The organism is Aestuariivita boseongensis (assembly GCF_001262635.1).
Classification (GTDB): domain Bacteria; phylum Pseudomonadota; class Alphaproteobacteria; order Rhodobacterales; family Rhodobacteraceae; genus Aestuariivita; species Aestuariivita boseongensis.
The window spans coordinates 1-26,274 of record NZ_JXYH01000011.1 but is presented as its reverse complement, the minus strand read 5'-3'; the positions used below and the strand labels follow the sequence as shown (position 1 = coordinate 26,274).

Sequence of the window (26,274 nt, the reverse complement as noted above, 5' to 3'; positions counted from 1 at the left end):
TCAGACGGGCCAATCGTCAAAGGGCAGGTCCAGAAGGTACGGCTCTGGGTCATAGGATTGGGTCAGCCCGTCCGCGCGCCATTCCTGCACCGCAGGGTCCGCCAGAAGCGACAGCGCATAGGCGCGCGTGCCCTCGGACACCGGCAGGCCGTATCCAACAATGCGCGCGGCCACGGGCGTGTAAAACACATCCGCCAGGCTGTAGCGCCCGAAAATCGGCCCTTCCGCCGCGCCGGACAGGCTGCGCGCATGGGCAAAAAGGGTTTCGATCCGGTCCAGATCGGCCTGCACGGGGGCGGAGACCTGAAAGCCCCGATAGGCCCGGCGCAACTGCATTGGACAGGCCCCGCGCAGGGCGGTGAAGCCGGAACACATCTCGGCCACCAGCCAGCGGACGGTGGCGCGCTGGGCCGGGTCGGCGGGCCACATCTGCGCGTCCGGGTGGCGTTCGGCCAGGGTTTCGGCCATGGCAAAGCTTTCGCCCACAACGGTGCCATCGGGCAGGCGCAGGGCGGGCACCAGACGGGCCGGGGCCAACGGGGCCAGATCATCTGCCATCGTCCCCGAATAAAGCCCCACCATATGTTCGCGCATAGGCAGGTCGAATTTGCGCAGCATCAGCCAGCCGCGCAGGGACCAGCTGGAATAGGTTTTGTCGCCGATAAACATATCATAGGTCATGCGCGCGAGACTAGCCGCGCGCGGCCGCGTAAAACGAACGACATTTTGTGCGCCCTGCGATCACGGAAGGTGATTGATGCGCCCCAGATGCCAGTTTTGCCCGTCAAAGCGCATATCGGTCACAGACAGCGTGTCGATCTTGTGGCGCAGCACATCCGACGCCCCTACGCCAAGGGCGCGCTGCACCTGGGTCAGGATCACGCCGAAATGCGCCACGGCGATGATGTGGCGGCCCGCGTGCAGGTTGTTCATCTGATCCACCACCTGCGCCACGCGCCGCGCGGCCTGGTTCCAGCTTTCCCCGCCGGGGGCAGCGATATCGCCCGGCGTTTCCCAATAGGCGCGCGACAGCTCGGGGTGCGTTTCAGACACTTCGGAATGATGTTTGCCGTCCCATTCGCCAAAGTGAAACTCGCGCAGGTCGGGGTGATCGGGCAGGCGGCTGCGTCCGTCCGACAGCGTGTCAGCGGTGGCCGAGGCGCGGATCAGGTCCGACGCGATAACGATGGCATCATCGGGCAGATGCGCATTCAGCCGCGCGATATGGGCCCTGTCCGACAGATCGGCAGGCACGTCGCGCCAGCCCACGAAGTTTTTCTGATGGGTCGGCCCGTGGCGGATCCAGTGCCAGGTGGTCATGGCATTTTCCCTTTCAGTACCTGCGGCAGACCCACGGTAACCTTGATCACCAGATCGGCCATTTGCGCCAGTTCGATATTCAGCCGGCCCTGCGCCTCGCGGAATTGGCGGGCCAGGGCGTTTTCCGGCACGACGCCTTCGCCCACCTCATTTGACACGACGATCACCGGCATCTGGCAGCGGCGCAATGCATCGAACAGCCGGGCCTGTTCGGCGGCCAAATCGCGGGTGTCATCCAGCATCTGATTGGACAACCACAGCGTCGCGCAATCGAAAAGCAGCACGTCGCCGCGCGCATCCGTCAAAGCCGTGCCCGCATCATACGGCGCCTCGATCGTGCGCCAACCTGCGTCGCGTCGCGATTTATGCGCATCCACCTTCTGGGCCATCTCGTCATCAAAAATCTGCGCAGTCGCAAGATAAACCTTTGTCGAACCGTGGTTTTCGGCTAGACTTTCTGCGAGACGCGATTTGCCGGAAGCAGCCCCGCCGACAATTAAGGTGAGTCCTGGCAACAAATTTTTAACCCTTGAGTGATCCATTGGGGTTAGAGCTGCGTACTCAGTTCAGGAGCGCAAAACAAGGTGCACCTCGATGTGTACCGAATGTCATCTACAGGGGGATGATATGGCACTGGACTCTTCGACTGATATGTCGCTGTCGCGGCGGGCCATGAAGGCCGAGCTGTTGGACGCGGAAACGGAACTCAAGCTGGCATATGCGTGGCGCGACGAACGGGATGAAGCCGCCCTTCATCGTCTGATCAACGCATATATGCGGCTGGCCATTTCCATGGCGTCGAAATTCAAACGCTATGGCGCGCCGATGAACGACCTGATCCAGGAAGCGGGTCTGGGTCTGATGAAGGCGGCGGACAAGTTCGATCCCGATCGCGGGGTGCGGTTTTCGACCTATGCGGTGTGGTGGATCAAGGCGTCGATTCAGGATTACGTGATGCGCAACTGGTCGATGGTGCGCACCGGTTCGACCTCGTCGCAGAAGTCGCTGTTTTTCAACATGCGCCGTGTGCAGGCCCGGCTTGAGCGGGAAGCCGCCGCCGCTGGCGAAGCGCTGGATCGGCACGAAATGCACAAGATGATCGCCACGGAAATCGGCGTGCCGCTCCACGACGTCGAGATGATGGAAGGCCGTCTGTCGGGGTCGGATTATTCGCTGAACGCCACGCAGTCGGTGGACGAAGAAGGCCGCGAGTGGATCGACGCGCTGGAAGATGAAAGCGCTCAGGCGGCCGAGCTGGTGGAAGATACCCACGACAACGCCCAGCTGCGCGAATGGCTGCTGATTGCGATGAACGCGCTGAATGAACGCGAACGCTTCATCGTGCGCGAACGCAAGCTGCGGGAAGACGCGCGTACACTTGAAAGCCTTGGCGATGAGCTGGGCCTGTCGAAGGAACGTGTGCGCCAGCTTGAGGCCGCGGCCTTCACCAAGATGCGCAAGAGCCTTGAAGCGCAATCGCGCGAGGTGCAACACTTCCTCGTATGAGGTTTACCTTCCCCCTGCTCTTCGCACTCTGTGCGAGCATGGCCGCCCCGTCCGGGGCGGTTTCGCTGTCAGAAGACAGCCTGACGCGCATGGCCACTGCCGATGTGGTGCTGCTAGGCGAGGTGCATGACAACCCCGCCCATCATGTGACCCAGGCCGATCTGGTGCGCAGGCTGCAGCCCGCAGCATTGGTGTTCGAGATGCTGACCGATGCGCAGGCAAGCGCGATCACGCCCGACATCCGTGGCAATGCGGGGGCTGTGGCGCAGGCGGTGAACTGGGCCGAAAGCGGCTGGCCGGATTTCGCGATGTATCACCCGATTTTCCTGGCGGCCCCCGGCGCGGCGATCCATGGCGCGGCGGTGCCCCGCGATGCGGCCCGCGCGGCGATGCAGCAGGGGCTGGCGCAGGCCTTTGGCGACGGGGCCGACCGGTTCGGGCTGACCGTCCCGCTGGACGACCGCGAACAGGCGCAGCGCGAGGCCCTGCAGGCCGAGGCGCATTGCGACGCGCTGCCCGACAACCTTCTGCCCGGCATGGTCGATATCCAGCGCCTGCGCGATGCGCGGCTGGCGCAGGTGGCGCTGGCCGCCTTCGAACAGACCGGCGGGCCGGTTGTGATCATCACCGGCAATGGCCACGCGCGGGCCGATTGGGGCGTGCCGCATTACCTGCGTCAGGCCGCGCCCGGCATCACCCTTTTCGCGCTGGGCCAGTCGGAAGGCGCACGCCTTCTGCCCGGCGCGTTCGACGCGGTGATCGACGCCCCCATCGTCGCCCGCCCCGACCCGTGCGAGGCCTTCCGCAACTAGGCCCGGGCGCAATTCGCTCTGGTCCAGCGGTGCCGCCTTGCCTATGGTCATGCCGATGAAATAACGCGCCGGGGCGACATGCTGGCTGGAAAACGCATTTTGCTGATCATCGGGGGTGGGATCGCCGCCTATAAATCGCTGGATCTGATCCGGCGGCTGGCCGAACGGGGGGCGTCGGTCACCCCCGTCCTGACCAAGGCGGGGGAGGAGTTTGTCACCCCTCTTTCCGTATCGGCCCTTGCTGGGCAGAAGGTCTATCGTGATCTCTTCGACCTGACGGATGAGGCCGAGATGGGGCATATCCAGCTGTCCCGCTCCGCCGATCTGATTGTGGTGGCACCGGGTACTGCCGATCTGATGGCCAAGATGGCGCAGGGCTTTGCGAATGATCTGGCCTCCACCCTTTTGCTGGCCACCGACACGCCGGTGCTGGTGGCGCCTGCGATGAATGTGCGCATGTGGGATCATCCTGCGACCCAGCGCAACCTTGAGACATTGAAGGCCGATGGCATCCGCTTTGTCGGCCCGAATGAAGGCGACATGGCCTGCGGCGAGTTTGGCCCCGGCCGCATGGCGGAACCGCTGGAAATCGTGGCCGCCGTGGAAAGCCAGTTCGCGGCAGGCCCGCTTGCGGGCAAACGCATCCTTGTCACCTCGGGCCCCACGCATGAGCCGATTGATCCGGTGCGCTATATCGCCAACCGGTCCTCGGGGGCGCAGGGCACGGCGGTGGCGCGTGCGCTGGCGGATCTGGGCGCGCATGTGGTGTTCGTGACCGGCCCTGCCTCGGTCCCGCCGCCCGACGGGGTGGAGGTGATCGCGGTCGAAAGCGCGCGCGAGATGGCTGATGCTGTGCAGGCAGCACTACCCGTGGATGCCGGTGTTTTTGCGGCGGCGGTGGCCGATTGGCGGGTCGCGCAGGCGTCGGATCGGAAGCTTAAGAAATCGAAAGACGGGCTGCCGGTGCTGGAGTTTGCCGAAAACCCCGACATTTTGGCGGGCGTGTCCCAGATGAAAAAAAGCCGTCCCGGCCTTGTCGTGGGCTTTGCTGCAGAAACCAATGATGTGGAGGCGCATGCCATCGCCAAACGCAAACGCAAAGGCTGCGACTGGATCGTGGCCAATGATGTCAGCCCCGGCACCGGGATCATGGGCGGATCGGAAAACGCTGTGATCTTGATCTCGGAAGACGGGGCAGAAGCCTGGCCGCGCATGGGCAAGGATGCCGTGGCACGGCAACTGGCGGACCGCATCGCGGCGGCGTTGAATGGCTGAGCCGGTCGACATCCGCGTGACGCGGGAGGCGGGCTTTGACGCATCGGTGCCGTTGCCCAGCTATGAAACAGCGGGCGCGGCTGGGGCGGACCTGCGCGCCAATCTGCCGGATGGCGACGTGACGCTGGCACCGGGTGAGCGCGCGCTGATCCCGACGGGGCTACGCATTGAAATCCCAGACGGGTTTGAGGTGCAGATCAGGCCCCGCTCAGGCCTTGCGCTGAAACACGGGATCACGCTGCCCAACAGCCCCGGCACGATCGACAGCGATTATCGCGGGCCGTTGGGCGTCATCGTGATGAATGCGGGGACAGAGCCCTTCACGGTGGAACATGGCGCGCGCATCGCGCAGATGGTGGTTGCCCCCGTGCTGCAGGCGCGGTTTGAAGTGACAGTCGCGCTGAGCGATACCGCGCGGGGCGCGGGCGGGTTTGGATCGACGGGAACGGGCTGATGGTTCTGGTTCTGGCACTGGCGGCGATGCTGTGGGGCATCGGATCGCTGATGGGTGCGCCGCGCAAGGCGCGGCTGACGATGATCGGGGTGCTTTACGTGGGCGTGCTGATCCTGCAGCTTGTGCTGCCTGCGGGCCATCCGCTGCGTGTGGCCACGGGCGAAAGCCCGGCGCTGTGGCTGCTGATCGGTGGCTTCGTAGTGATCATCCTGACCTATCGCGCCGGTCTGAACTGGCTGCGGGGCAAGGCGGAAAGCAAATCCAACGCCTCGGCCATCCCCGAACCCAAGCGCACCGGCACATTTTCCGAGACCGAGCTGAACCGCTATGCCCGCCATATCGTGCTGCGCGAGCTGGGCGGCGCAGGGCAGAAAAAGCTGAAAGAGGCGCGTGTGCTGGTGATCGGCGCAGGCGGTCTGGGTGCGCCTGCGCTGCAATATCTGGCCGCCGCCGGGGTGGGCACAATCGGCGTCATTGATGACGACGTGGTCGATAACGCCAACCTGCAACGGCAGGTGATTCACCGCGATGCCGATATCGGCATGCCCAAGGTGTTCTCGGCCGAGGCCGCGATGAAGGCGCAAAACCCCTTTGTCGAGGTCAAACCCTATAACCGCCGGCTTAACAAGGTGATCGCGCCCAAGCTGTTCGAGGACTATGACGTGATCCTTGACGGCACGGATAATTTCGAGACCCGCTATCTGGCCAACCGCGCCGCGGTATTCATGCGCAAGCCGCTGGTGTCGGGCGCGCTGTCACAATGGGAAGGTCAGCTGAGCATCTTTGACCCCGAACATGGCGCGCCGTGCTATCAATGCATCTTCCCCGAAGCCCCCGCAGATGGCCTTGCCCCGTCCTGTGCCGAGGCCGGCGTGATCGGTCCCTTGCCGGGGGTGATCGGGTCGATGATGGCGGTGGAGACGATCAAGCTGATCACCGGCGCGGGCCACCCCATGCGCGGCGAGATGCTGATCTATGACGCGCTGTGGGGGGAAACGCGCAAAATCGGACTGGAGCGCCGCAGCGATTGCCCGATCTGCGGGTCTGAACCGGAACGGCAGTCTGCCTGACGGGCGCGACGCTGTGTGGCCAGCGTCGCGTGCCGTATTTGGAAAGAGAAGAACTAGGGGTCAGAGCACCTGATCGAGGTCGGCGATGATGTCTTCGGCGTCTTCCAGACCCACGGACAGGCGGAATATCCCGTCCCCCGCAAAAGCGCGGTAGCTTTGGGTTTGCGCCCCTTCCAGGCGGAAGGAGGTTTTCATCAGCCCCGCTGTCTCCATCCAGAAAATCAGGCTGCGGTGGTGGCCCAGAGAGACGGCATAATGCACGATCTTCAGCTTGTCGATCATGTCGCGGGCGATGCGTTCGCCGTCTTCGACCCCGCCCACCTGGAAGGAAATCATGCCGGAGGTGTTGGTCATCTGCTTTTGCGCAAGATCGTATTGAGGGTGTGAGGGCAGGCCGGGATAGATCACCTTGGTCACGCTGGGTTGATCCTCAAGCCATTGGGCGACGGCCATCGCGCCCGCCTGATGCGCCTTGAGCCTGAGCGGCAATGTCGCGGCCCCCCGCGCAATCAGCCAGGCGTTGAAAGGCGACAGGATCCCGCCATGGTGGATCGATGCCTCAAGCCGCAGCTTGCGGATCAGATCGGCGCGGCCCGCCACGGCGCCGCCCACCGCATCGCCATGCCCACCGATATACTTGGTGGTCGAATGCATCACCAGATCGACGCCCAGCCCGATCGCGTCCTGCCCGAGGGGGGAGGCAAAGGTGGCATCGGTGGAATGCAGCGCCCCTGCGTCATGGGCGATTTTCGAAATGGCCGCCAGATCGCTCAGCCGCCCGATGGGGTTCGCGGGGCTTTCCGAATGTACCAGCCGCGTGTTGGGCCGGATCGCGCGGGCCAGGTTTTCGGGGTTCGACATGTCCACCACGCTGACATCCACGCCCATGCGCGGCAGCGTATCGCGCGCGAGCTCCGCCACGCCTGCATAGGACACGTCCGACACCACCGCATGATCGCCCTTCTGAAGGAAGGTGAAGAAAATGGCCGAGGCGGCTGCCATGCCCGATGCCGTGCACAGGCATTCCTCCGCCCCCTGAAGCGCTGCGATCTTCGCCTCCAGCATGGCGACGGTCGGGTTGGCCCAGCGGGCATAGGCATAAGGCGACTCGGGCGTCAGATCATGGGCGGAAAAGCCCGACACATCTTCGGAGATAAAGGTCGAAGACATATGGATCGCCGGGGCCGAAGCGCCCGTCGCCGTATCGGGTGTTTCGCCCGCGTGAATGGCGGTGGTCATGGGGCCGGTCTTGCGGTTCGATCCATGCATGATGTTCTCCTTCCGTCTGTCTGAGCGGGCACGCTGGCGCAGATCGCCCCGATCTGCAAACGGAAATCCGGGGCCGGGTCTGGACGCTGTGCCCGCGCGCTCCTAGCTTGTGGGCAAAGGAGTTCCGCCAGATGACAAACCCGCTTCTCTCCCCCTGGGAGACCGATTTTCAGATTGCCCCTTTCGACAAGATTTCCGACGCGGATTTCGCCCCCGCGCTGGAGCGCGCCTTGGAGGCCCACAAGGCCGAAATCGACGCGATTGCCACATCGTCTGAATCGCCCGGTTTCGCCAACACGATCGAGGCGCTGGAAGCCGCGGGCAAGGATCTGGACAAGGTGCTGTCTGTCTTCTTCACCGTGGCGGGCGCCGACAGCAACCCCGCACGGGAGGATCTGCAGCGCGCCTTTTCCCCAAAGTTGGCTGCGCATTTTTCCGAGATCACGTCGAACAAGGCCCTGTTTGCCCGCGTCGATGCGGTGTGGGAGGGGCGCGACGCGCTGGATCTGACCGATGAGCAGGCCCGCGTTCTGATGCTGACCCGGCGTGGGTTCGTGCGTGCGGGCGCGGCTTTGGACGGGGAGGCCGATGCCCGGATGAAAGAGATCAAGTCGCGGCTGGCCTCTCTGGGCACGTCCTTCACGCAAAACCTGCTGGCCGATGAACGCGACTGGTTCATGGAACTGGGCGAGGGTGATCTGGAGGGCCTGCCCGGCTTTGTGGTCAGTGCTGCGCGCGCGGCCGGCGAAGAAAAGGGTGTGGGCGGGCCTGTGGTGACGCTGTCGCGGTCGCTGATCGTGCCGTTCCTGCAATTCTCCCCCCGCCGTGACCTGCGGGAAAAGGCGTATAAAGCCTGGGCCGCGCGCGGTGAGAATGGGGGTGACACGGACAACCGCGCCATCGCCGCCGAAATCCTGGCGCTGCGCGAGGAACGCGCCAAGCTTTTGGGATATGACAGTTTCGCCGCCTACAAGCTGGAAACCGAAATGGCCAAGACGCCCCAGGCGGTGCGCGATCTTCTGATGGCCGTGTGGGAGCCCGCCAAGGCCCGCGCCCATGAAGACGCGCAGGTGCTTGAGGCGATGATGCAGGAAGATGGCGTCAACGGCCCGCTTGAGGCCTGGGACTGGCGCTATTACGCGGAAAAGCGGCGCAAGGCGGAACACGATCTGGATGAGGCGGCGCTGAAGCCCTATCTGCAGCTTGACCGGATGATCGAGGCGGCTTTTGCCTGCGCCAACCGCCTCTTCGGGCTGGAGTTTCGGGAGATCAGCCCGGCGCTTTATCACCCCGATTGCCGCGCCTGGGAGGTCACGCGTAAGGGCCAACATGTGGCGGTCTTCATCGGCGATTACTTTGCGCGCGGGTCGAAACGGTCGGGCGCGTGGTGTTCGGCGATGCGAAGCCAGGCGAAGTTCCCGGAAAGACAAGCGCCCGTTGTGATCAATGTCTGCAACTTCGCCAAGGGCGATCCGGCTCTGCTCAGCTATGACGATGCGCGCACGCTGTTTCATGAATTTGGCCATGCGCTGCATCAGATGCTGTCGGATGTAACCTATGAATCGATCTCCGGTACGTCCGTTGCGCGGGACTTCGTGGAGCTGCCCAGCCAGCTTTATGAGCATTGGCTGGAGGTACCGCAGGTGCTGGCGGAATTCGCCACCCATGCGGAGACGGGTGAGCCGATGCCCAAGGACATGCTGCAAAAGGTGCTGGATGCCGCGAATTTCGACATGGGCTTTCAGACGGTGGAATATGTGGCCTCGGCGCTTGTCGATCTGGATTTCCACGACGGCCCCGCGCCCAGCGATCCGATGGAGGCGCAGCAAGCTACGCTGGAGCGTCTGGGCATGCCGCGCGCCATCGGCATGCGCCACGCCACGCCGCATTTCGCCCATGTCTTTGCCGGCGACGGCTATAGCGCGGGCTATTACAGCTATATGTGGTCCGAGGTAATGGATGCCGATGCTTTTGCCGCCTTTGAGGAAGCAGGCGATGCGTTTGACCCGGCCCGCGCAAAGGCGCTGGAAGAGAACATCCTGTCCACCGGCGGATCAAAGGAGGCTGATCAGCTTTACATCGCCTTCCGCGGGCGGCTTCCGGGGGTTGAGGCGCTTCTGAAAGGGCGTGGACTCGCTGCATAGACCGGTGGGCAGGGGTATTTATGGCCAGAAAGAAGCAGGGCCGCGATCTGCTGCTTCTTTCTGGCTTAAAGTACCCAAGACTGCCCTCAATACCCGCGCTGACGGTCGACGAGGTGCAGGAACGGCTCGCCCGCTTCCCCGCGCCGGACGTTTTCGGCGATGGTTTTCGAGGACCAGGCCGCGCGGGTTTCCGAGGCGATGTGGGGCGTGACCGTCACATGCGGGTGCTGCCAGAAGGGATGGTCTGCGGGCAAAGGCTCCACCCGGAACGTATCCAGCGTGGCATGGCCCACCTGACCGCTGTCAAGCGCGGCCAGAAGCGCGTCATCGTCGATCAGCGGGCCGCGCCCGGGGTTCAGGATGGCGGCCCTCTTGGCCAACAGGCCCAGCGTGTCGGCGTTCAGCGTGTTTTCCGTATCGGGCGTGTCGGGCAGAAGCAGGATCACGATCTCGGCCCCGCTGAGCGCGGCGCGCAGGCCGTCTGTGCCGTGATGGCAGTCCACACCGTCGATCGCCTTGGGGCTGTTTGACCAGCCGCGGACCTGAAAGCCCAATCGCACGAGGCTTTCGGCGCAGGCGCGGCCGAGTTCGCCCAATCCAAGGATCGTTACCTGCCGATCCCAGGCCACCGGCGGGGCCTCGTTCACCCATTCGCCCGGCTTGGCATGGATATGGGCGTCCATCCCCAGATGGTGGCGCAGGGTGTGGCCGGTGACCCATTCGACCATGCCTTGCGTCAGTGCCGGGTCGACCATGCGCGCCAGCGGGACGGTCAGCGTGGGGTTGCCCACCACGGCTTCTACCCCCGCCCAGAGGTTCAGCACCGCTTTCAGGCGGGTGAAGGGGGTGAAATCCTTCACCTTGGAATTGGGCGCATAGACGATGTAATCGACCTGATCAGGGGGGAAGTCCGTGCTCAGGTCGGCCTCTAGCCCAACCTCGGAAAAGGCGGCGCGCAGATGGGGCTCGTATTCGGGCCACCGCTCGGCACGGGCGGCGAAAAGGACGTTGGGCATGGGTTTGGCCTTATCTGGGGCGGTGGATATGGGCGCTTTGTACCAGCCCGAAGGCCACCATCAAGACCAGCATGGCCGAGCCGCCGAAACTGACCATGGGCAGCGGCACGCCCACAACCGGGGCAAGGCCCATGACCATCGACATGTTCACGGCAAAGAACAGGAAAAAGTTCAGCGCAATCCCCAGCGTCAGAAGGGATGAGAACCGGTCTTTCGTCGCCAGTGCGGTGACCACGCAGAAGACGATGATCAGCGTATATAGCCCCAGAAGGGAGAAGGCGCCGATAAAGCCGAACTCCTCGGCCAGGGTGGTGAAGATGAAATCGGTGTGTTTTTCCGGCAGGAAGTTCAGCCGCGATTGCGTGCCCTGCATGAAGCCGCGCCCGGTCCAGCCGCCCGACCCGAGGGCTATCTTGGATTGGGTAATATGGTACCCCGCGCCCAGCGGGTCGCTGGCGGGATCAAGGAAGGTGTCGATCCGGCGATATTGGTAATCCTGCAGCAATTGCCATTCGGTGCCCCGGCTTTGGAACACCGCCGTGATCAACCCGATGACCGAGGCGATAACGGCCGCGAAATAGGCCCAGTGCACACCTGCCAGAAACATCAACCCGCCACCCGCCGACAAAAGCAGGATAGAGGTGCCCAGATCCGGTTGCCGCAGCACCAGGAAGGTCGGGAACAGGATCACCACCACCGGGATCAGCACCCAGAAGGGTCGCGAATTGCGCTTGGCGGGCAGCCAGTCGTAATAGGCGGCCAGCAGCATCACCAGCGTGATTTTCATCAGTTCCGAAGGTTGCAGGCGCATGAACCCCAGGTCGATCCAGCGCTGGGCGCCCATGCCGACCACGCCGAAGAATTCCACCGCCAGCAAAAGCGCAATCGACACGCAATAGGCCACCACCGCCATGTTGCGCCAGAACCAGATCGGCACCATGGCCACCACCAGCATCAGCACAAGGCCCATCGCAAAACGTTTCATCTGCGGCTCGGCCCAGGGGGTGAAAGACCCACCCGCCACTGAATACAACATCAGGAAGCCCACACAGGCCACCGCGATCAGCAAAAGCACCAGCGGCCAGTTCAGATAGAGGATCTTGCGCGGGCCGGACGGGACCGATTTGACGGTGTATTCAAGATAACTCATGCCCGCCCGCTTCCTTCGGTATCGGCCAGCGGCAGGACATTGCGCAGGCGTTCCTGCTGCGCCTCGATCCGGGGGCGGTCCTTGGGCGGGTAGACCTCAAGCGGGGGCGGGCCGCCATAAAGCGCCTGCAGCGTGATATCGCGCGCGATGGGGGCTGCGGCGCTGGATCCGCCGCCGCCATGTTCCACGATCACCGACACCGCGATGCGCGGGTTGTCAGCGGGCGCATAGTTCACGAAAAGCGCGTGGTCGCGGCGCTCCCAGGGCAGGTCCTCGTTACGGATCACGCCTCGGGCGCGTTCCTCGGCGGTGATGTTGCGGACCTGGCTGGTGCCGGTCTTGCCTGCGATGCGCACCGCATCCTCGATCACGCGCGATCCATAGGCCGTGCCGCGCCGGTCATTCGACACCGCATACATCGCCCGGCGCATCTTGCGCAGGTTGTTTTCGTTCAGCCCCATGTCGCGCCCCGCGCCGCTGGGCTGTTCGACCCCGTTCACGGATTTGACCAGACGCGGCTCCACGCTGCGGCCCGTCGCCAGGCGCGCGGTCATCACCGCCAGCTGCAGCGGCGAGGCCAGCATGAAGCCCTGTCCGATCGACGCGTTGACCGTATCGCCCACCAGCCAGTCCTGCCCATGCACGCGCCGCTTCCATGCGCGGTCGGGGGCAAGGCCGCTGGCCACCGCCGACATGGGCAGGTCATGGCGCACGCCCAGGCCGAACCGTTTGGCCATGGCCGAAATCTTGTCCTGACCCACTTTCAGGGCAAGGTCATAGTAATAGACATCACAGCTTTGCTTGAGCGAGTTCTGCAGGTCGACCCAGCCATGGCCGGCCCGTTTCCAGCAGTGGAAGCGGCGGCCCGAGACATCCAGATGGCCGGGGCAATAGACGGTCTCATCCGGGCCGATCAGCCCTTCCTCCAGCGCGGCCATGGCGGTGATCATCTTGAAGGTCGATCCGGGCGGATAGATGCCCTGCACCGACTTCGACGCCAGCGGGCGGTATTTGTTGTTCAGCAAGTCGTTGTAATCGTTTACGGAAATGCCGCGCACGAATTTGTTCGGGTCATAGGAGGGCGACGACGCGATGGCCAGGACATCGCCGTTTTCGGTGTCGATCACCACGGCGCTTGCGCTTTCCTCGCCCAGGCGGGCCTGCACATATCCCTGCAATTCGGCATCCAGCGTCAGTTGCAGATCGGCGCCCGCTTCGCCTTCGCGACGGTCCAGTTCGCGCATCACGCGGCCCGCGGCGTTGACCTCTACCCGCTTGGTGCCGGCCTTGCCGCGCAGAAGGTCTTCGTGCTTGGCCTCAAGCCCGACCTTGCCGATCTGGAAACGCGGGATGCGCAGCAACTGGTCGGGGTTTTCGATCTTCGACAGGTCATAGTCGGACACGGGCCCCACATATCCCACCGCATGGGCGAAATCCGATCCGCGCGGGTATTTCCGGGTCAGCCCCACCTCGGGTGAGACGCCGGGCAGCGCGGGCGCATTGACCGCGACGGTCGAGACATCCTTCCAGCTGACCTGTTCGGCCACCGTCACCGGCAGGAAGGGGGGCGAGCGGTCCATTTCCGTCATCGCCCGGTTCAGCTGTTCGGGGTCCAGCTCGATCAGCTGGCCCAGGCGGGTGATAACCTTGTCCACATCGCCCGCATCTTCGGGGACGATGACGATGCGATAGCTGGGCGTGTTATGGGCAATCACGCGGCCTTCGCGGTCAAAGATCTCGCCCCGCGCGGGGGGGATCAGGCGGACATTGATGCGGTTTTCCTCGGCCAGAAGGCGGAACTGGTCGGCCTCTTCCAGCTGCAGTTGACGCATGCGCAGACCCAGAGCGCCGACAAAGGCCAATTGCACCCCGCCCAGCAGCATCGCGCGCCGGGTCAGGACGGTATGGGTCTTTTCCAATTCGCGCGGGTTGCGTCTCATATCCGCGAGCCTATTGCATCATCATCGCCGGGGGCCAGTTTGCGCACACCCAGAAACAGGTGCGACAGCAGGACGACGACGGGGTAAATCAGGATCGTCGTCAGCATCTGCATCAGCGTCAGCCCCAGTGGTGCCTGGTCTATCATCAGTACGGCCAATATCACACGATTTAGCAGGAAAACGCCAATCACAACAAGGCAAGCGGCGGCCCATTCGCCCGCGAAACTGGCATCGCGCAGGCCGATGGCGCGGGTCTTCAGCTGCTCGGCCCCCAGCACGACCAGAAAGGCCATCAGGCCCGGCGGACGATACAGCAGGATATCGGCCAGCAAAATCACGAGCGCGATCAGCAGGACAGGGACGAATTCCGGCCGTCTGAGCGCCCAGGCAAAGGTCAGCGCCACCAGAAGGTCAGGCCCGGCCCAATTGGGCGGTAGCGTGCTGAGCGGCAGAAGATTCCAGAACAGGATCACCAGCGCCAGAAGCACATAAAGCCCGCGCTTCCACCAGACCGAGGAATTAGCCATCGGCGTCGCCCGCCGGCGCGGTTTGGCTGAGGTCTTCTTCCGGCAGGATCAGGTTGCCCGGATCATTCACCCGTTCGGTGCCGTGGTGGCGCAAGAGGCGCAGGAATTCCAGCCGCTGGAAATCCGCCGACAGGCGCACGCGCAGCCGGCCATTGCGATCCTCGGCCACTTGCCCGATCAGCAGACCGGCGGGAAACACGCCGCCATCGCCAGAACTGACCACGCGATCACCGGGGCGCACCAGTTCGGCGTTTTCGATGAAATCCAGCAGGGGGGCCGCGCTGTTGTCGCCGCCCACCAGCGCCGTCTGGCCCGACGGCTGGATCGTGGCGGGCACCGAGCTGGTGGCATCCGTCAACAGAAGCACGCGGGAGGTATTTTCCCCCACGCCCGACACCCGGCCCACAAGGCCGATGCCGTCCATCGCGGCCCAGCCGTCGATGATGCCGTCGCGCGCACCCACATTCAGCAGCACCGATTGCCGGAAAGGCGATCCGCTATCGGCGATCACCACGCCGGTGATGAAGGTCAGGCGCGGGTCCAGCCGCACATTGTTCAGATCCAGCAGCCGCGCGTTTTCCTGTTCCAGCTGAAGCGCTGCCTCTTTCCAGGCCTGCATCTGGCGCAGTTCGGACCGCAACTCGCGGTTCTGATCCACAAGCCGTTGATAAGACTGCACATTGCGCACAAGGTTCACCGCGCCCGTCACCGGGGCCATCAGCCATTCCATATTGGGCATGATCTGGTCGGTGACCTGCGCGCGGAACCGTTCGACGCGCGGGCTGTCGATGCGCCACAGCAGGAAAATACCCAGAAGGCACAACAGGATAACCCCCATCAGAAGCCGTCTGAGGGGGCCTGTATATTCATCACGATTGGACCGGTCTTTGGCCAAGGGCACCTCGGGTCAGGGGTGTCTTTCGCGAAAGCCTGCGCGCGTCAGCTGTCGTAGTCAATCGCGTGGCGCAGTTGTTTTTCGTATTCCAGCGCCTTGCCGGTGCCCAAAGCCACGCAGTTCAGGCTTTCGTCGGCGATGGAAACCGCAAGGCCCGTTTGCTCGCGCAACGCCAGATCCAGATCGCCCAGCAGCGCGCCGCCGCCGGTCAGCATCACACCGCGATCCACGATATCGGCGGCCAGATCTGGGGGCGTTGTCTCCAGCGCGGTCATCACCGCTTCGCAGATTTGCTGCACGGGTTCGGCCAGCGCTTCGGCCACCTGGGCCTGGCTGATCTCGATTTCCTTGGGCACACCGTTCAGAAGGTCGCGGCCCCGGATCTGCATCGACTGGCCCCGGCCATCGTCGGGCATGCGCGCCGTCCCGATCGAGGTCTTGATGCGTTCCGCGGTCGATTCCCCGACCAGAAGGTTCTGCTGGCGGCGCAGGTAGTTGATGATCGCCTCGTCCATCCGGTCGCCACCCACGCGGATCGAGCGGGCGTAGACGATATCGCCCAGCGACAGAACCGCAACTTCGGTCGTTCCGCCGCCGATATCGACGACCATGTTGCCGGTCGGATCGGTGATGGGCATGCCCGCGCCAATGGCGGCTGCGATGGGTTCGGCGATCAGGCCGGCTTTGCGTGCACCGGCTGACAGAACCGACTGACGGATCGCGCGTTTTTCAACAGGGGTCGCGCCATGGGGGACGCAAACGATGACCTTGGGTTTCGAGAAGGTCGAGCGTTTATGCACCTTGCGGATAAAGTGCTTGATCATCTCTTCGGCGGTGTCGAAGTCGGCGATCACCCCTTCGCGCATCGGGCGGATCGCCTCGATCGACCCGGGCGTGCGGCCAAGCATCAGCTTGGCATCCTCGCCCACGGCCAGAACCTTCTTGGCCCCGTCTTTCACGTGATAGGCGACAACCGACGGCTCCGACAGGATCACGCCCCGGCCTTTCACATAGACCAGCGTGTTCGCGGTGCCGAGGTCGATTGCCATGTCTGCGCTGAACAGACCACCAAGATTGCCGAAAATGGACATGAGGACGGGTTATTCCTGCCAGAGATTCGTTTTGGCCCACGAGTCGCGCCGTGGACGCATCGGTTTATAGGGCTCAGCCCGCTTAAGCAAAAGGGCCGAATGTGGTCAAATCAGCGCGTTTTCGCCGGGTCATGCACGCGGCCCAAGCCTTGTTCGGGGCTTACCCGTCGCTTTGCAGCGCGCCATTGTCCCAGGTGCCGGTTTCTTCCTGTCCGGTGGCATAGCGCATGGTGCCTTCGCCCTGGCGTTTGCCGTTCAGGAAATTGCCCTCATAGACATCACCATTGGCATAGGTGGCCACGCCCTGGCCATTGATCTCTCCGCTTTGCCACTGGCCCTCATAGACAAAGCCCGAGGCCATCTCGATCCGGCCCTGGCCCGCGCGCTGGCCGTTGAAGAACGCGCCGGTATAGACCGATCCATCGGGATAGGTCGCCACGCCTTGCCCGTGGCGCTGGCCGTTCAGCCATTCGCCCTCGTACCGGTAGCCATCGGCATAGGTCATCACGCCTTGCCCGTGGTTGCGCGCATCCTTGAACTGGCCCTCATAGACGATGCCATTGGCATATTCCGCGCGGCCCGTGCCGTCGATCACACCGGCTTTCCACTCGCCCTCATAGGTCGATCCGTCAGGATAGGTGATCTTGCCCGTGCCATCGGCCAGATCGTCGCGGAACGTGCCCTCGTATACCGACCCGTCGGGATAGGTGACGCGGCCTTCGCCCTCGATCCGGCCTGCAACCCAGGAGCCGGTGTAAAGAAACCCGTCAACGCCGCGGAAGGTGCCTTGCCCGTGGCGGCGGTCATCCTCGAACGCGCCTTCATAGACATCGCCATTGGCATAGGTCACCACGCCCTGGCCCTGGCGCTGGCCCGCGACCAGCTCGCCCACATAGACATCGCCATTGGGCTGGGTCAGCGTGCCGGTGCCGTTGATCTGCCCGTCGGCCCAAAGCCCCACATAGGTCAGCCCGTCAGGCAGAGTCAGCGTGCCCTGGCCTTCGCGTTTGCCGTTCTGGATTTCGCCCTCGTACACCGCGCCATCCGGATAGGTGATCCGCCCCATCCCCTGTTTGACGCCATTCACCCAATCGCCGCGATATTCATAGCCGCCGGGGCTGGTCATCACGCCCTTGCCGTCGTGCTGGGCGTTGCGGAAGGACCCTTCGTACCGCACGCCATTGGCATAGATGGCGATGCCTTCGCCATTGATCACGCCGTCGACCCACGACCCTTCATAGGTCGCGCCATCGGAAAAGGTGATCTTGCCGATCCCGTTGGGCTTGCCCTTGGCAAATTCGCCCTCATAGACCGACCCGTTGGGAAACTGCGCCACGCCCTGGCCCAGGATTTCGCCATCAACCCATTCGCCGGTATACTGATACCCGTTGGGCAGCGTATAGGTGCCCTGGCCGTGCTGCAGGCCGCCCTTGAATTCCCCCTCATACACGCCGCCATCCTCGTATTGCTTGGTCTGCACCTGCGCAAAGGCGGGGCTGGCCAAGGCTGTGGCGATCAAAAGGGCTGCAAAGCGGCTGCGTGCCGTCATGGGGGGATTCTCCGCGCCTGTATTCGGGACAGGGTGCAGGTTAGGCCACTCATGGGGGCGTCTTCAACGCCTTTTGCGGCTGGTCTCTTCCCCTCGGGCGGTGATCTGCTAAATGGGCAGGGCACAGGCAGATCCTAGGGGGCGATATGGCCGACCGGTTCCGAATTACTCTGGCACAGATGAACCCCACCGTGGGCGATCTGGAGGGCAACGCCGCCAAGGCGCGCGCCGCCTGGGACAAGGGGCGTGCGGACGGGGCCGATCTGGTGGCACTGCCGGAAATGTTCATCACCGGCTATAACGCACAGGATCTGGTGATGAAGCCCGCCTTCCACATGGCGGCCTTCGAGGCGATCAGGAAGCTGGCCGAAGACTGCGCCGATGGTCCGGCGCTGGCCATTGGCGGGCCCTATGCCGAAGGGACCGAGCTGTTTAACGCCTATTTCATTCTGAAAGACGGCAAGATCGCCTCGACCCAGCTGAAGCACCATCTGCCGAATGAAACCGTGTTTGACGAGGTGCGCATCTTCGATTCCGGCCCCCTGGGCGGACCATACAGCGTGGGCAATACGCGCATCGGGTCGCCTATCTGCGAGGATGCCTGGCACGAGGATGTCGTTGAAACGCTTCAGGAAACCGGGGCCGAATTCCTGCTGGTGCCCAACGGATCGCCCTATTACCGGGGCAAATACGAAACCCGCCTGAACCAGATGGTGGCCCGCGTGGTCGAAACCGGGCTGCCGCTGATTTACCTAAACATGGTGGGCGGTCAGGACGATCAGGTCTTTGACGGCGCCAGTTTCGCCCTGAACCCCGGCGGCACTTTGGCCCGCCTTCTGCCCGCCTTCGACGAGGTGGTCGACCATATCGACCTGGAACGCACCCCTGCAGGCTGGCGCGTGGTCGAGGGCGAAAAGGCCCATTTGCCCGACGAATGGGAACAGGATTACCGCGTCATGGTCACCACCTTGCGGGACTATATGGCCAAGACCGGGTTCAAGAAGGTTCTCCTGGGCCTGTCGGGCGGGATCGACAGCGCCATCGTGGCCACCATCGCCGTCGATGCGCTGGGCGCCGAGAATGTGCGCTGCGTGATGCTGCCGTCGGAATATACCTCCTCCGCCAGTCTGGAGGATGCCGAGGCCGTCGCCAAGGCGCTGGGCTGCCGCTATGATTACGTGCCGATCTCGGGGCCTCGCGCCGCCGTGACCGAAGCGCTTGCCCCGCTCTTTGAGGGCACGGAACCCGACCTGACCGAAGAAAACATCCAGTCCCGCCTGCGGGGCCTTCTGCTGATGGCGCTGTCGAACAAGTTTGGCGAAATGCTTTTGACGACCGGGAACAAATCCGAGGTCGCCGTGGGTTACGCCACGATCTATGGCGACATGGCGGGCGGCTATAACCCGATCAAGGATCTTTATAAAACCCGCGTGTTCGAGACCTGCCGCTGGCGCAACGCCAATCACCGCGACTGGATGATGGGCCCGGAGGGCGAGGTGATCCCCGATCGCGTGATCACCAAACCCCCCACGGCCGAGCTGCGCGAGGATCAGAAAGACAGCGACTCCTTGCCCGATTACCCGGTGCTGGACGGTATTCTGGAAATCCTGATCGACGCCGATGGGTCCATCGAGGATTGCGTCGCCGCAGGATTTGACCGCGCGGATGCCAAGAAGGTCGAACACCTGATCTATATCAGCGAGTACAAGCGCTTCCAATCTGCGCCTGGGGCGCGATTGACGAAACGGGCCTTCTGGTTGGACCGGCGCTATCCAATCGTTAACCGCTGGCGGGATAAGAGTTAAGAAATCCCATAAAATTGTTCGGGATGTTTCGCGCGCGAAACAATTTGGTCAGTTTGCCCGGCACGGAATCAAGCCCGAAGGGCGCCGTGCCAGCGCCTGCCTATCCCCGCAGGCTGGCGCTTTGTCTGACGATTGCGCACCGGTTTTTCGAAGGATGACTTGGCTGCCATAAAGTGCTGCGAACTGAGGTATCAGCGCCACCCTCCAGCCAGGCGCTGGCACAGCTTGCGCTTTCTCTCTGGACCTCTGCCCGTTTCCACGCAAACTGGCCGTTATGCCCGGACCGAAGCTTGATCCTGTCCCCTCTGACCTGAGCCTGCCGAACCAGGTTGATGTCGTCGTAATTGGCGGCGGGATCATTGGCACCTCGACGGCTCTGGAACTGGCAGAACGGGGCCTCAAAGTCGCGCTCTGCGAAAAGGGCGAGATTGGGGGCGAACAATCCTCCCGCAACTGGGGCTGGGTGCGCATTTCCTGTCGCGACCCGCGAGAAATTCCCCTGATGATCGCCGCCATCCGCAAATGGGAACGACTGGAAGAGCGCACAGGCCAGCGCATGGGGTACACCCAGACAGGGATCCTGTTCACCGCCGCGACGGATCGCGAACATGCCGAATACGCGGCCTGGAGCGAAAACCTCCACCCCCATCAGATCGACTGCCGGATGATCGACGGGGCCGAGCTGGACCGACTGCTTCCGGGCCACAGGATGTCGATGAAGGGCGCGCTTTATACGCCGATGGATGGCCGGGCCGAACCGCAATGGGCCGCCCCCGGCATCGCCAAGGCGGCGCGCGCGGCAGGGGCCACGGTGCATACAGGATGCGCGGTGCGGTCGCTGGATCTGGAAGGCGGGCGCGTGGCCGGCGTGGTCACAGAAAAAGGCCGGATCAAATGCGCGCAGGTCGTACTGGCAGGCGGTGCCTGGTCGCGGCTCTTTGCCGGCAATGCAGGCATCGAGCTGCCGCAGCTGAAGGTGCTGAACACGGTGATGCGGACAACACCCGTCAGCGGTGGTCCAGAGGCATCGGCCTGGGCGCCCGGCTTTGCCATCCGCAAACGCGCCGATGGCGGCTATACGATTGCGGACGGCACTTACAACATGGTCGATCTGGTGCCCGACAGTTTCCGCCTGATGCGTCAGTTCCTCCCCGCGCTGAAATCCGAATGGCGCTCGCTCAGGTTCCGCCTGTCGGATCGCTGGCGGCAGGAGGCGGGGGAGGCGCGGTCCTGGCAACCCTCCGACATCACCCCGTTCGAGCGTACGCGCATTCTAGACCCCCAGCCGATTGACAAGATCCTGCGCACCAGCTGGGCCGCCGCCCGCAAGGCCTTCCCGTTTTTCGAAGGGGCCGAGATTGCCCAATCCTGGGCCGGAATGATCGACGTCACCCCGGATGCGGTGCCGGTGATCGGCCCTGTGGACGACCTGCCGGGGCTTTACATCGGCACAGGGTTTTCCGGCCATGGCTTCGGGATCGGACCCGGCGCGGGCCAGCTTCTGGCCGATCTGGTCACCGGCCAGACGCCTGTGGTCGACCCCCTTGATTTCCGCCTGAACCGGTTTTTTGATGGCAGCAAGATCGCCCAGATGAAGGGCTTCTGATTATTCCCACCACGGGTCGATCACCGCGATATCGTCATCAGACCAACCAAAGTGATGCGCGAATTCGTGGATCGTGACATGGGCGATCAGCGCCTCAAGCTCCACATCGCCCCGGTCGCGCCATTCGGCCAGGATCGGTTCACGGAAGAGCCACACGATATCGGGGCCGAAAGGCGTGTCCATCACCGATTTTTCGGTCAGCGGGATACCCTCGTAAAGGCCGGTCAGGTCCAGACGGTCGCCGATCTCCATCTCGTGCAAAAGATCGGCGTGGGGCCAATCCTCGACCTGCAGGACCACCTGTTTCGCAGCGGGAAGAAAAGGCGCGGGCAGCGCCGCGACCGTGTCGCGCGCCACCCGTTCGAACCATGCAAGATCGGGAGGGTGATCCGTCATGGTCAAAGATGTGCCCTGCCACCCGCGCGGTGGCAAGGCCGGTTGCGTTACAGCATCAGCTGATAGGTATGGGGCACATAGTGGAACCCGTCGCCGCGCGTCTCCACATAGCCGACGCCGGGCCAGGGCATGTGATAGCCGATCATCGGCATACCGGATTCGGCCACCATGGACAGAACCCGGCGGCGCGTGGCGGCGGCGGCTTCCTTGTCCATGTCAAAGCGCACTTCCCAATCGGGATGGGCCAGCGACCAGACATAGTGGTTGGCCAGGTCCGCGGCCAGCAGCACCTGTTTGCCGCCGGAATCGAGCATATAGTTCATGTGACCCGGCGTGTGGCCGAAGGCCTCCACCGACGTGATGCCGCTGGTCACGTCCGCGCCGCCTTCAAGGAAGGTCATCTTTTCGGCCAGCGGGCGCACCATGTTGTTGAACCCTTCATTGTCCTGCGCGGCCCAGGCATCGAATTCCACCCGCCCGGTGACATAGCGCGCATTGGGGAAGGTGGGCGCGCCGTCGGTCATCAGGCCGCCGATATGGTCGCCATGCATATGGGTGATCACGACCACATCCACCTGATCGGGCGTATACCCGGCAGCCGCCAGCGCGCTGGTGATGCCTTCGCCGTTCAGGCCGGTGTCAAACAGGATCAGTTCCGACCCGGTGTTCACGACCGTGGGGGTGAAAAAGAACTGCGCCGCATCCGTGGGCAGGTTCGCCGCTGTGGACGCTTCGGCAAAGGCTTCTTCCGACACGTTCATGCCGAAAATCTTTTGCGGCTCCGGCACGGTGCGGGTGCCGGCCAGAAGGGTGGTCACCTCCATCTCGCCCAGGGTGAAACGGTTGAAGGGGGACATGCCGCCGCCCATCATCGGGGCGCTGGCGCGCGCCAGCCCGGCGCTGGCAGCAAGGGGAAGTGCGGCGGCGCCAGCCAGAGCGGCGCGGCGGGTAAAGACGAGTTGGTCGGACATGTCAAAAACCTCTCTGTGCAGATCTGATGCACGCAGAGGTAGCGCGTGACACAAGGCGGGCCAGTGCCGAACAGGCAGTGTGCGCAAACGCACGTCGACTGTGATAAGATGCGCCCATGGCGACGCAAACACCCGATCCCCGGCCCGAGGCGGTTGCCGCCTGTCTTGACGCGATCTCTCCCGATGCGCGGCGGGACGATGCGCATGAGCTTGACGCCCTCTTTCGCAAGGTCACCGGATATCGGCCACAGCTTTGGGGCGGGGCGATGCTGGGCTATGGCCGCTATGACTACACCTATGCGTCGGGTCGCAGCGGCACGTTTCTTGCCACCGGATTTGCCGCGCGCAAGGCCGCCTTCAGCATTTTTATCCTTCCCGGTTACAGCGATTTCCAGCCCATCCTCGACCGGCTTGGGACGCACCGCAAAGCCAGGTCCTGCCTTTATGTGACCCGGCTTGGGGACGTGGATCTTGATGTTCTGGGCGAGTTGATCCGCGCCGGTCTGGATGACCTGGGCCAGACCTGGGCCGTGCATCCGGAGTGATCGCACCCTCCTGCTTCTTTCTGGCCTCAAATACCCAAACCTGGCGCCTGCCAAAGGGCGCGCCGCTGGACAAAACCACGCCCCTGTGACAAGAGCGCCGCAACAGGAGACACCCGATGACCACCACCCGTTTCGCGCCTTCGCCCACCGGATACATCCATGTCGGCAACCTGCGCACCGCGCTGATGAATTACCTGATCGCCCGCAAGGCCGGCGGCACCTTCATCCTGCGCATCGATGACACCGATCCGGAGCGGTCGAAAGAGGAATATGTCGACGCGATCAAGGAAGACCTGGAATGGCTGGGGCTGAGCTGGGACCGTGTCGAACGGCAGTCGGAGCGGCTGGACCGCTATGCCGAGGCCGCCGACAAACTGCGCGAGATGGGCCGGTTTTACGAGGCGTTCGAGACGCCGACCGAGCTGGACCTGAAGCGCAAGAAGCAACTCAATATGGGCAAACCGCCGGTCTATGACCGCGCGGCTCTTGCCTTGAGCGACGCGGAAAAGGACGCCCTGCGCGCCGAGCGCGGCCAGGGCGTCTGGCGCTTCAAACTGGACCAGGAGCGCATCGAATGGACTGACGGTATTCTGGGCGATATTTCGATCGACGCGGCTTCGGTTTCGGACCCGGTGCTGATCCGCGGCGATGGGCAGGTGCTTTACACGCTGGCCTCGGTCGTGGACGATACCGAGATGGGCGTGACCCATGTTGTGCGCGGCTCCGATCACGTGACCAACACCGCGACCCAAATCCAGATCATTCAGGCGCTGGGCGGCACTGTGCCGAATTTCGCGCATCATTCGCTGCTGACCGGCCCGCAGGGCGAGGCGCTGTCGAAACGGCTGGGCACGCTGGCCCTGCGCGATCTGCGCGAACGCGGCGTGCAGCCCATGGCGCTGCTGAGCCTGATGGCGCGGTTGGGATCGTCCGACCCGGTCGAGCTGCGCACCGAGATGGCGGAGCTGATTGACGGCTTCGATATCGGCCGGTTCGGATCGGCCCCCACGAAATTCGATGTTGAGGATCTGTTCCCGCTGACCGCGCGCTATCTGCATGATCAGCCGCTTGAGGCGGTGGCCGACACGATTGCCAAGGTTGGTGTGCCCGATGATCTGGCCGCGCAGTTCTGGAACGTCACGCGCGAAAACATCACCACGCTGCACGATCTGGACGGCTGGTGGCACCTGTTCCGCGACGGGGCCGATCCGGTGATCGACGAGGAAGACCGCGAGTTCGTGGCCCAGGCCATGGCGATGCTGCCCGAGGGGCCGTTTGACGGCGACACCTGGTCGACCTGGACCGCGCAGGTGAAAGAGGCGACAGGCCGCAAGGGCCGGGGCCTGTTCATGCCGCTGAGAAAAGCGCTGACCGGCCAGAGCCACGGCCCGGACATGAGCGCGGTGATGCCTCTGTTGCAGGTGGTCAAGGCGCGCGGGTAATCCGCGCGGCACCCGTCACCCGGGCTTAATCACCGTCACGGAGCGCCGCGCCAGCTGGGCGTCGACGAAATCCCGTTCCTCAGAGCTCAGCTGCTGGTGGCGCGGATATCGCGGCTCAGCGCGGTCGTTGAGGATGGGAGAGCCCCAGCCATCGGTCGTGTCGAAGAACCGCTCTGCCCCGCTTTCGCCGAAGACGCGCAGATATCCCTGCACCACAACGTCAAGATAGCTCATCAGCACCGGATAGGCCTCGCTTGGGCGCGTGTGTCGGCCTTCCGGCACGGCATAGACGGCGATATCGGCCAGGCTTTTCAGCCCGTGCGAGACCTGTTCGGTCACAGGCAGACGGTCATAGGCCCATTCGCGCGCATCCAGCGCCTGCCAGTCATCATCGGGCACATGGGCGATCATCCCGTCGATGGTGCAGCCCGGATCGGGGATTGCCGTCAGGAAGGCCACAGGGCGCAGATCGGTGTGCCGCCAGGCGCGACGCCAGCCTGTCAGTCGCGCGGGCTGCGGGTCGGGAAAATCGTGGGTCGCGGTGTTCACCAGACTGCCGTACCCGAAAAAATAAGGCGCACGCTGCATACATCTTCCTTGCTTTTAATTGATGTATGTCAAACAATTCTTACACCGGATGTGCAAGCCTGTTGCATCAAGGTCAGGAAAGGACCGTGTTCGTGCGCATCACAAAACGAACCAACATTGCCGTAAGGCTTTTGATGTTCTGCGCGGCCAACCAGGATCGGTTGGTCACGAAGGCAGAGATTGCCGATTGCTGCAATATCTCGGAAAATCATCTGGCTCAGGTGATTAACCAGTTGAGTCAATTGAATTATTTGCACACCCAGCGCGGTCGCAATGGCGGCATGACCCTGGCGCGCGGGGCCGAGACGATCCGCATTGGCGACGTCTTCCGCGACATCGAAGGCGACCTGCCGATCGCGGAGTGTTTTGCCGATGCCGACAACACCTGCCCGCTGGTCGCGCACTGCCGACTCAAGCTGGCTTTGGCGGATGCGGCACAGGCCTTTTACGCCCATCTGGACGAAATCACGCTGGAATCGCTGATTTGCGACAATGAGGATCTGCTGAAAATCCTCAATCCGGTGGCCTGCGTCCGCTGATCATTCGCGCGCGCGCAACACCTGTGCCGGGCGCGCGGCCAGCGGTCGCCATGCAAAGAAGAGACCGGCCAGAAGCGTGGCCGCGATCCCGCCGCCGATGATGCCGATGGCTGAGGGCCAGATCACGTCGAAAACCGTGTCCATGACAAAGTAACTGACGGCCCAGCCGCCCGCGATCCCGGCGGCCAGCGCCACGATGCCTGCCGCCGCGCCCAGAATGGCCGCGCGCAGGGCGAAGGACCGCAGGATGCGGCCCCGGCCCGCGCCAAGCGTTTTCAGCACCGCAGCCTCATAGGTGCGCGCGCCTTCGCCTGCCGCCGCCGCGCCGATCAGCACGAGGAACCCCGTGAGCAACGTGGCCGCC

The 26,274-nt window shown here is 63.6% G+C and carries 26 protein-coding genes; 11 read left to right on the top strand and 15 right to left on the bottom strand.

Going from position 1 to position 26,274, the window contains the following annotated elements; genetic code table 11:
- The 3 genes from TR61_RS06415 to cobU are packed head-to-tail and all read right to left on the bottom strand — an operon-like array spanning nt 1 to nt 1,862.
- Nucleotides 1–681, bottom strand: a complete 681-nt coding sequence (locus tag TR61_RS06415) for a glutathione S-transferase (protein WP_050929093.1) — start codon at nt 679–681, stop codon at nt 1–3.
- Nucleotides 682–741: 60 nt separating this feature from the next.
- Entirely contained in the window at nt 742–1,320 is a 579-nt protein-coding gene (locus tag TR61_RS06410; protein ID WP_050929092.1) for a histidine phosphatase family protein, read from the bottom strand.
- Nucleotides 1,317–1,862 carry a bifunctional adenosylcobinamide kinase/adenosylcobinamide-phosphate guanylyltransferase gene (gene cobU / locus TR61_RS06405; protein ID WP_050929091.1) on the bottom strand — a complete coding sequence of 182 codons (546 nt, stop codon included), beginning with the start codon at nt 1,860–1,862 and terminating at the stop codon, nt 1,317–1,319. The genes TR61_RS06410 and cobU overlap by 4 nt, the downstream gene beginning before the upstream one ends.
- Nucleotides 1,863–1,947: 85 nt before the next feature.
- Here cobU and TR61_RS06400 point away from each other — a divergent pair, with 85 nt between their 5' ends.
- From TR61_RS06400 to TR61_RS06380, 5 genes are all read left to right on the top strand, one after another.
- Nucleotides 1,948–2,826, top strand: coding sequence for an RNA polymerase factor sigma-32 (locus TR61_RS06400; protein ID WP_050929156.1), 879 nt, complete (start codon nt 1,948–1,950; stop codon nt 2,824–2,826).
- Nucleotides 2,827–2,864: 38 nt separating this feature from the next.
- On the top strand, nt 2,865–3,638 hold the full coding sequence (locus tag TR61_RS06395) for a ChaN family lipoprotein (protein ID WP_245626831.1): 774 nt from the start codon (nt 2,865–2,867) through the stop codon (nt 3,636–3,638).
- A 78-nt stretch (nt 3,639–3,716) separates the two neighbouring features.
- Entirely contained in the window at nt 3,717–4,913 is a 1,197-nt protein-coding gene (gene coaBC, locus TR61_RS06390; protein ID WP_050929089.1) for a bifunctional phosphopantothenoylcysteine decarboxylase/phosphopantothenate--cysteine ligase CoaBC, read from the top strand.
- Nucleotides 4,906–5,367, top strand: a complete 462-nt coding sequence (gene dut / locus TR61_RS06385) for a dUTP diphosphatase (protein ID WP_050929088.1) — start codon at nt 4,906–4,908, stop codon at nt 5,365–5,367. Before coaBC ends, dut begins: the two co-directional genes overlap by 8 nt.
- Complete coding sequence (locus TR61_RS06380; protein ID WP_050929087.1) at nt 5,367–6,437, top strand: HesA/MoeB/ThiF family protein; 1,071 nt, start codon at nt 5,367–5,369, stop codon at nt 6,435–6,437. Before dut ends, TR61_RS06380 begins: the two co-directional genes overlap by 1 nt.
- A 60-nt stretch (nt 6,438–6,497) precedes the next feature.
- Here TR61_RS06380 and TR61_RS06375 read toward each other — a convergent pair whose 3' ends face one another.
- A complete protein-coding gene (locus TR61_RS06375) occupies nt 6,498–7,706 on the bottom strand; it encodes a trans-sulfuration enzyme family protein (RefSeq protein WP_050929086.1) in 1,209 nt (402 codons plus the stop codon).
- A 131-nt stretch (nt 7,707–7,837) separates the two neighbouring features.
- Here TR61_RS06375 and TR61_RS06370 point away from each other — a divergent pair, with 131 nt between their 5' ends.
- On the top strand, nt 7,838–9,850 hold the full coding sequence (locus TR61_RS06370) for a M3 family metallopeptidase (RefSeq protein WP_050929085.1): 2,013 nt from the start codon (nt 7,838–7,840) through the stop codon (nt 9,848–9,850).
- Nucleotides 9,851–9,936: 86 nt separating this feature from the next.
- On the opposite strand, the gene TR61_RS06365 is transcribed toward TR61_RS06370, so the two are convergent.
- From TR61_RS06365 to TR61_RS06335, 7 genes are all read right to left on the bottom strand, one after another.
- Complete coding sequence (locus tag TR61_RS06365) at nt 9,937–10,866, bottom strand: 2-hydroxyacid dehydrogenase (RefSeq protein WP_050929084.1); 930 nt, start codon at nt 10,864–10,866, stop codon at nt 9,937–9,939.
- Nucleotides 10,867–10,876: 10 nt separating this feature from the next.
- Nucleotides 10,877–12,016: a rod shape-determining protein RodA gene (gene rodA, locus TR61_RS06360; RefSeq protein WP_050929083.1), complete on the bottom strand. Its 1,140-nt coding sequence runs from the start codon at nt 12,014–12,016 to the stop codon at nt 10,877–10,879.
- On the bottom strand, nt 12,013–13,956 hold the full coding sequence (gene mrdA / locus TR61_RS06355) for a penicillin-binding protein 2 (protein WP_050929082.1): 1,944 nt from the start codon (nt 13,954–13,956) through the stop codon (nt 12,013–12,015). The genes rodA and mrdA overlap by 4 nt, the downstream gene beginning before the upstream one ends.
- Nucleotides 13,953–14,483, bottom strand: a complete 531-nt coding sequence (locus TR61_RS06350; protein ID WP_050929081.1) for a hypothetical protein — start codon at nt 14,481–14,483, stop codon at nt 13,953–13,955. The genes mrdA and TR61_RS06350 overlap by 4 nt, the downstream gene beginning before the upstream one ends.
- Nucleotides 14,476–15,378: a rod shape-determining protein MreC gene (gene mreC, locus TR61_RS06345; protein WP_050929155.1), complete on the bottom strand. Its 903-nt coding sequence runs from the start codon at nt 15,376–15,378 to the stop codon at nt 14,476–14,478. Before mreC ends, TR61_RS06350 begins: the two co-directional genes overlap by 8 nt.
- 44 nt (nt 15,379–15,422) lie before the next feature.
- Complete coding sequence (locus TR61_RS06340; protein ID WP_050929080.1) at nt 15,423–16,469, bottom strand: rod shape-determining protein; 1,047 nt, start codon at nt 16,467–16,469, stop codon at nt 15,423–15,425.
- A 160-nt stretch (nt 16,470–16,629) separates the two neighbouring features.
- Complete coding sequence (locus TR61_RS06335; RefSeq protein WP_050929079.1) at nt 16,630–18,018, bottom strand: MORN repeat-containing protein; 1,389 nt, start codon at nt 18,016–18,018, stop codon at nt 16,630–16,632.
- Between the two features lie 146 nt (nt 18,019–18,164).
- Between TR61_RS06335 and TR61_RS06330 the strand changes: the two genes are divergently transcribed.
- Together TR61_RS06330 and TR61_RS06325 are read left to right on the top strand one after the other, a co-directional pair.
- Entirely contained in the window at nt 18,165–19,823 is a 1,659-nt protein-coding gene (locus tag TR61_RS06330; RefSeq protein WP_050929078.1) for an NAD+ synthase, read from the top strand.
- A gap of 274 nt (nt 19,824–20,097) precedes the next feature.
- Entirely contained in the window at nt 20,098–21,429 is a 1,332-nt protein-coding gene (locus tag TR61_RS06325) for an NAD(P)/FAD-dependent oxidoreductase (RefSeq protein WP_050929077.1), read from the top strand.
- On the opposite strand, the gene TR61_RS06320 is transcribed toward TR61_RS06325, so the two are convergent.
- Both TR61_RS06320 and TR61_RS06315 read right to left on the bottom strand, forming a co-directional pair.
- Nucleotides 21,430–21,825 (bottom strand): metallopeptidase family protein, encoded by a 396-nt coding sequence (locus TR61_RS06320; protein ID WP_050929076.1) that lies wholly within the window; start codon nt 21,823–21,825, stop codon nt 21,430–21,432.
- Between the two features lie 47 nt (nt 21,826–21,872).
- Complete coding sequence (locus tag TR61_RS06315) at nt 21,873–22,796, bottom strand: MBL fold metallo-hydrolase (protein WP_050929075.1); 924 nt, start codon at nt 22,794–22,796, stop codon at nt 21,873–21,875.
- 116 nt (nt 22,797–22,912) lie between these two features.
- On the opposite strand from TR61_RS06315, the gene TR61_RS06310 reads away from it, so the two are divergent.
- The gene (locus TR61_RS06310) at nt 22,913–23,341 is read left to right on the top strand and encodes a DUF1801 domain-containing protein (protein WP_050929074.1); all 429 of its coding nucleotides are present in this window, start codon (nt 22,913–22,915) and stop codon (nt 23,339–23,341) included.
- Between the two features lie 116 nt (nt 23,342–23,457).
- Nucleotides 23,458–24,783, top strand: coding sequence for a glutamate--tRNA ligase (gene gltX / locus TR61_RS06305; RefSeq protein WP_050929073.1), 1,326 nt, complete (start codon nt 23,458–23,460; stop codon nt 24,781–24,783).
- Between the two features lie 15 nt (nt 24,784–24,798).
- On the opposite strand, the gene TR61_RS06300 is transcribed toward gltX, so the two are convergent.
- Nucleotides 24,799–25,371, bottom strand: a complete 573-nt coding sequence (locus TR61_RS06300) for a gamma-glutamylcyclotransferase family protein (RefSeq protein ID WP_050929072.1) — start codon at nt 25,369–25,371, stop codon at nt 24,799–24,801.
- Nucleotides 25,372–25,463: 92 nt separating this feature from the next.
- Between TR61_RS06300 and TR61_RS06295 the strand changes: the two genes are divergently transcribed.
- The gene (locus TR61_RS06295; protein WP_050929154.1) at nt 25,464–25,910 is read left to right on the top strand and encodes an RrF2 family transcriptional regulator; all 447 of its coding nucleotides are present in this window, start codon (nt 25,464–25,466) and stop codon (nt 25,908–25,910) included.
- Here TR61_RS06295 and TR61_RS06290 read toward each other — a convergent pair.
- The coding region (locus TR61_RS06290; RefSeq protein WP_157440836.1) for an FtsX-like permease family protein at nt 25,911–26,274 on the bottom strand (364 nt) is incomplete at its 5' end.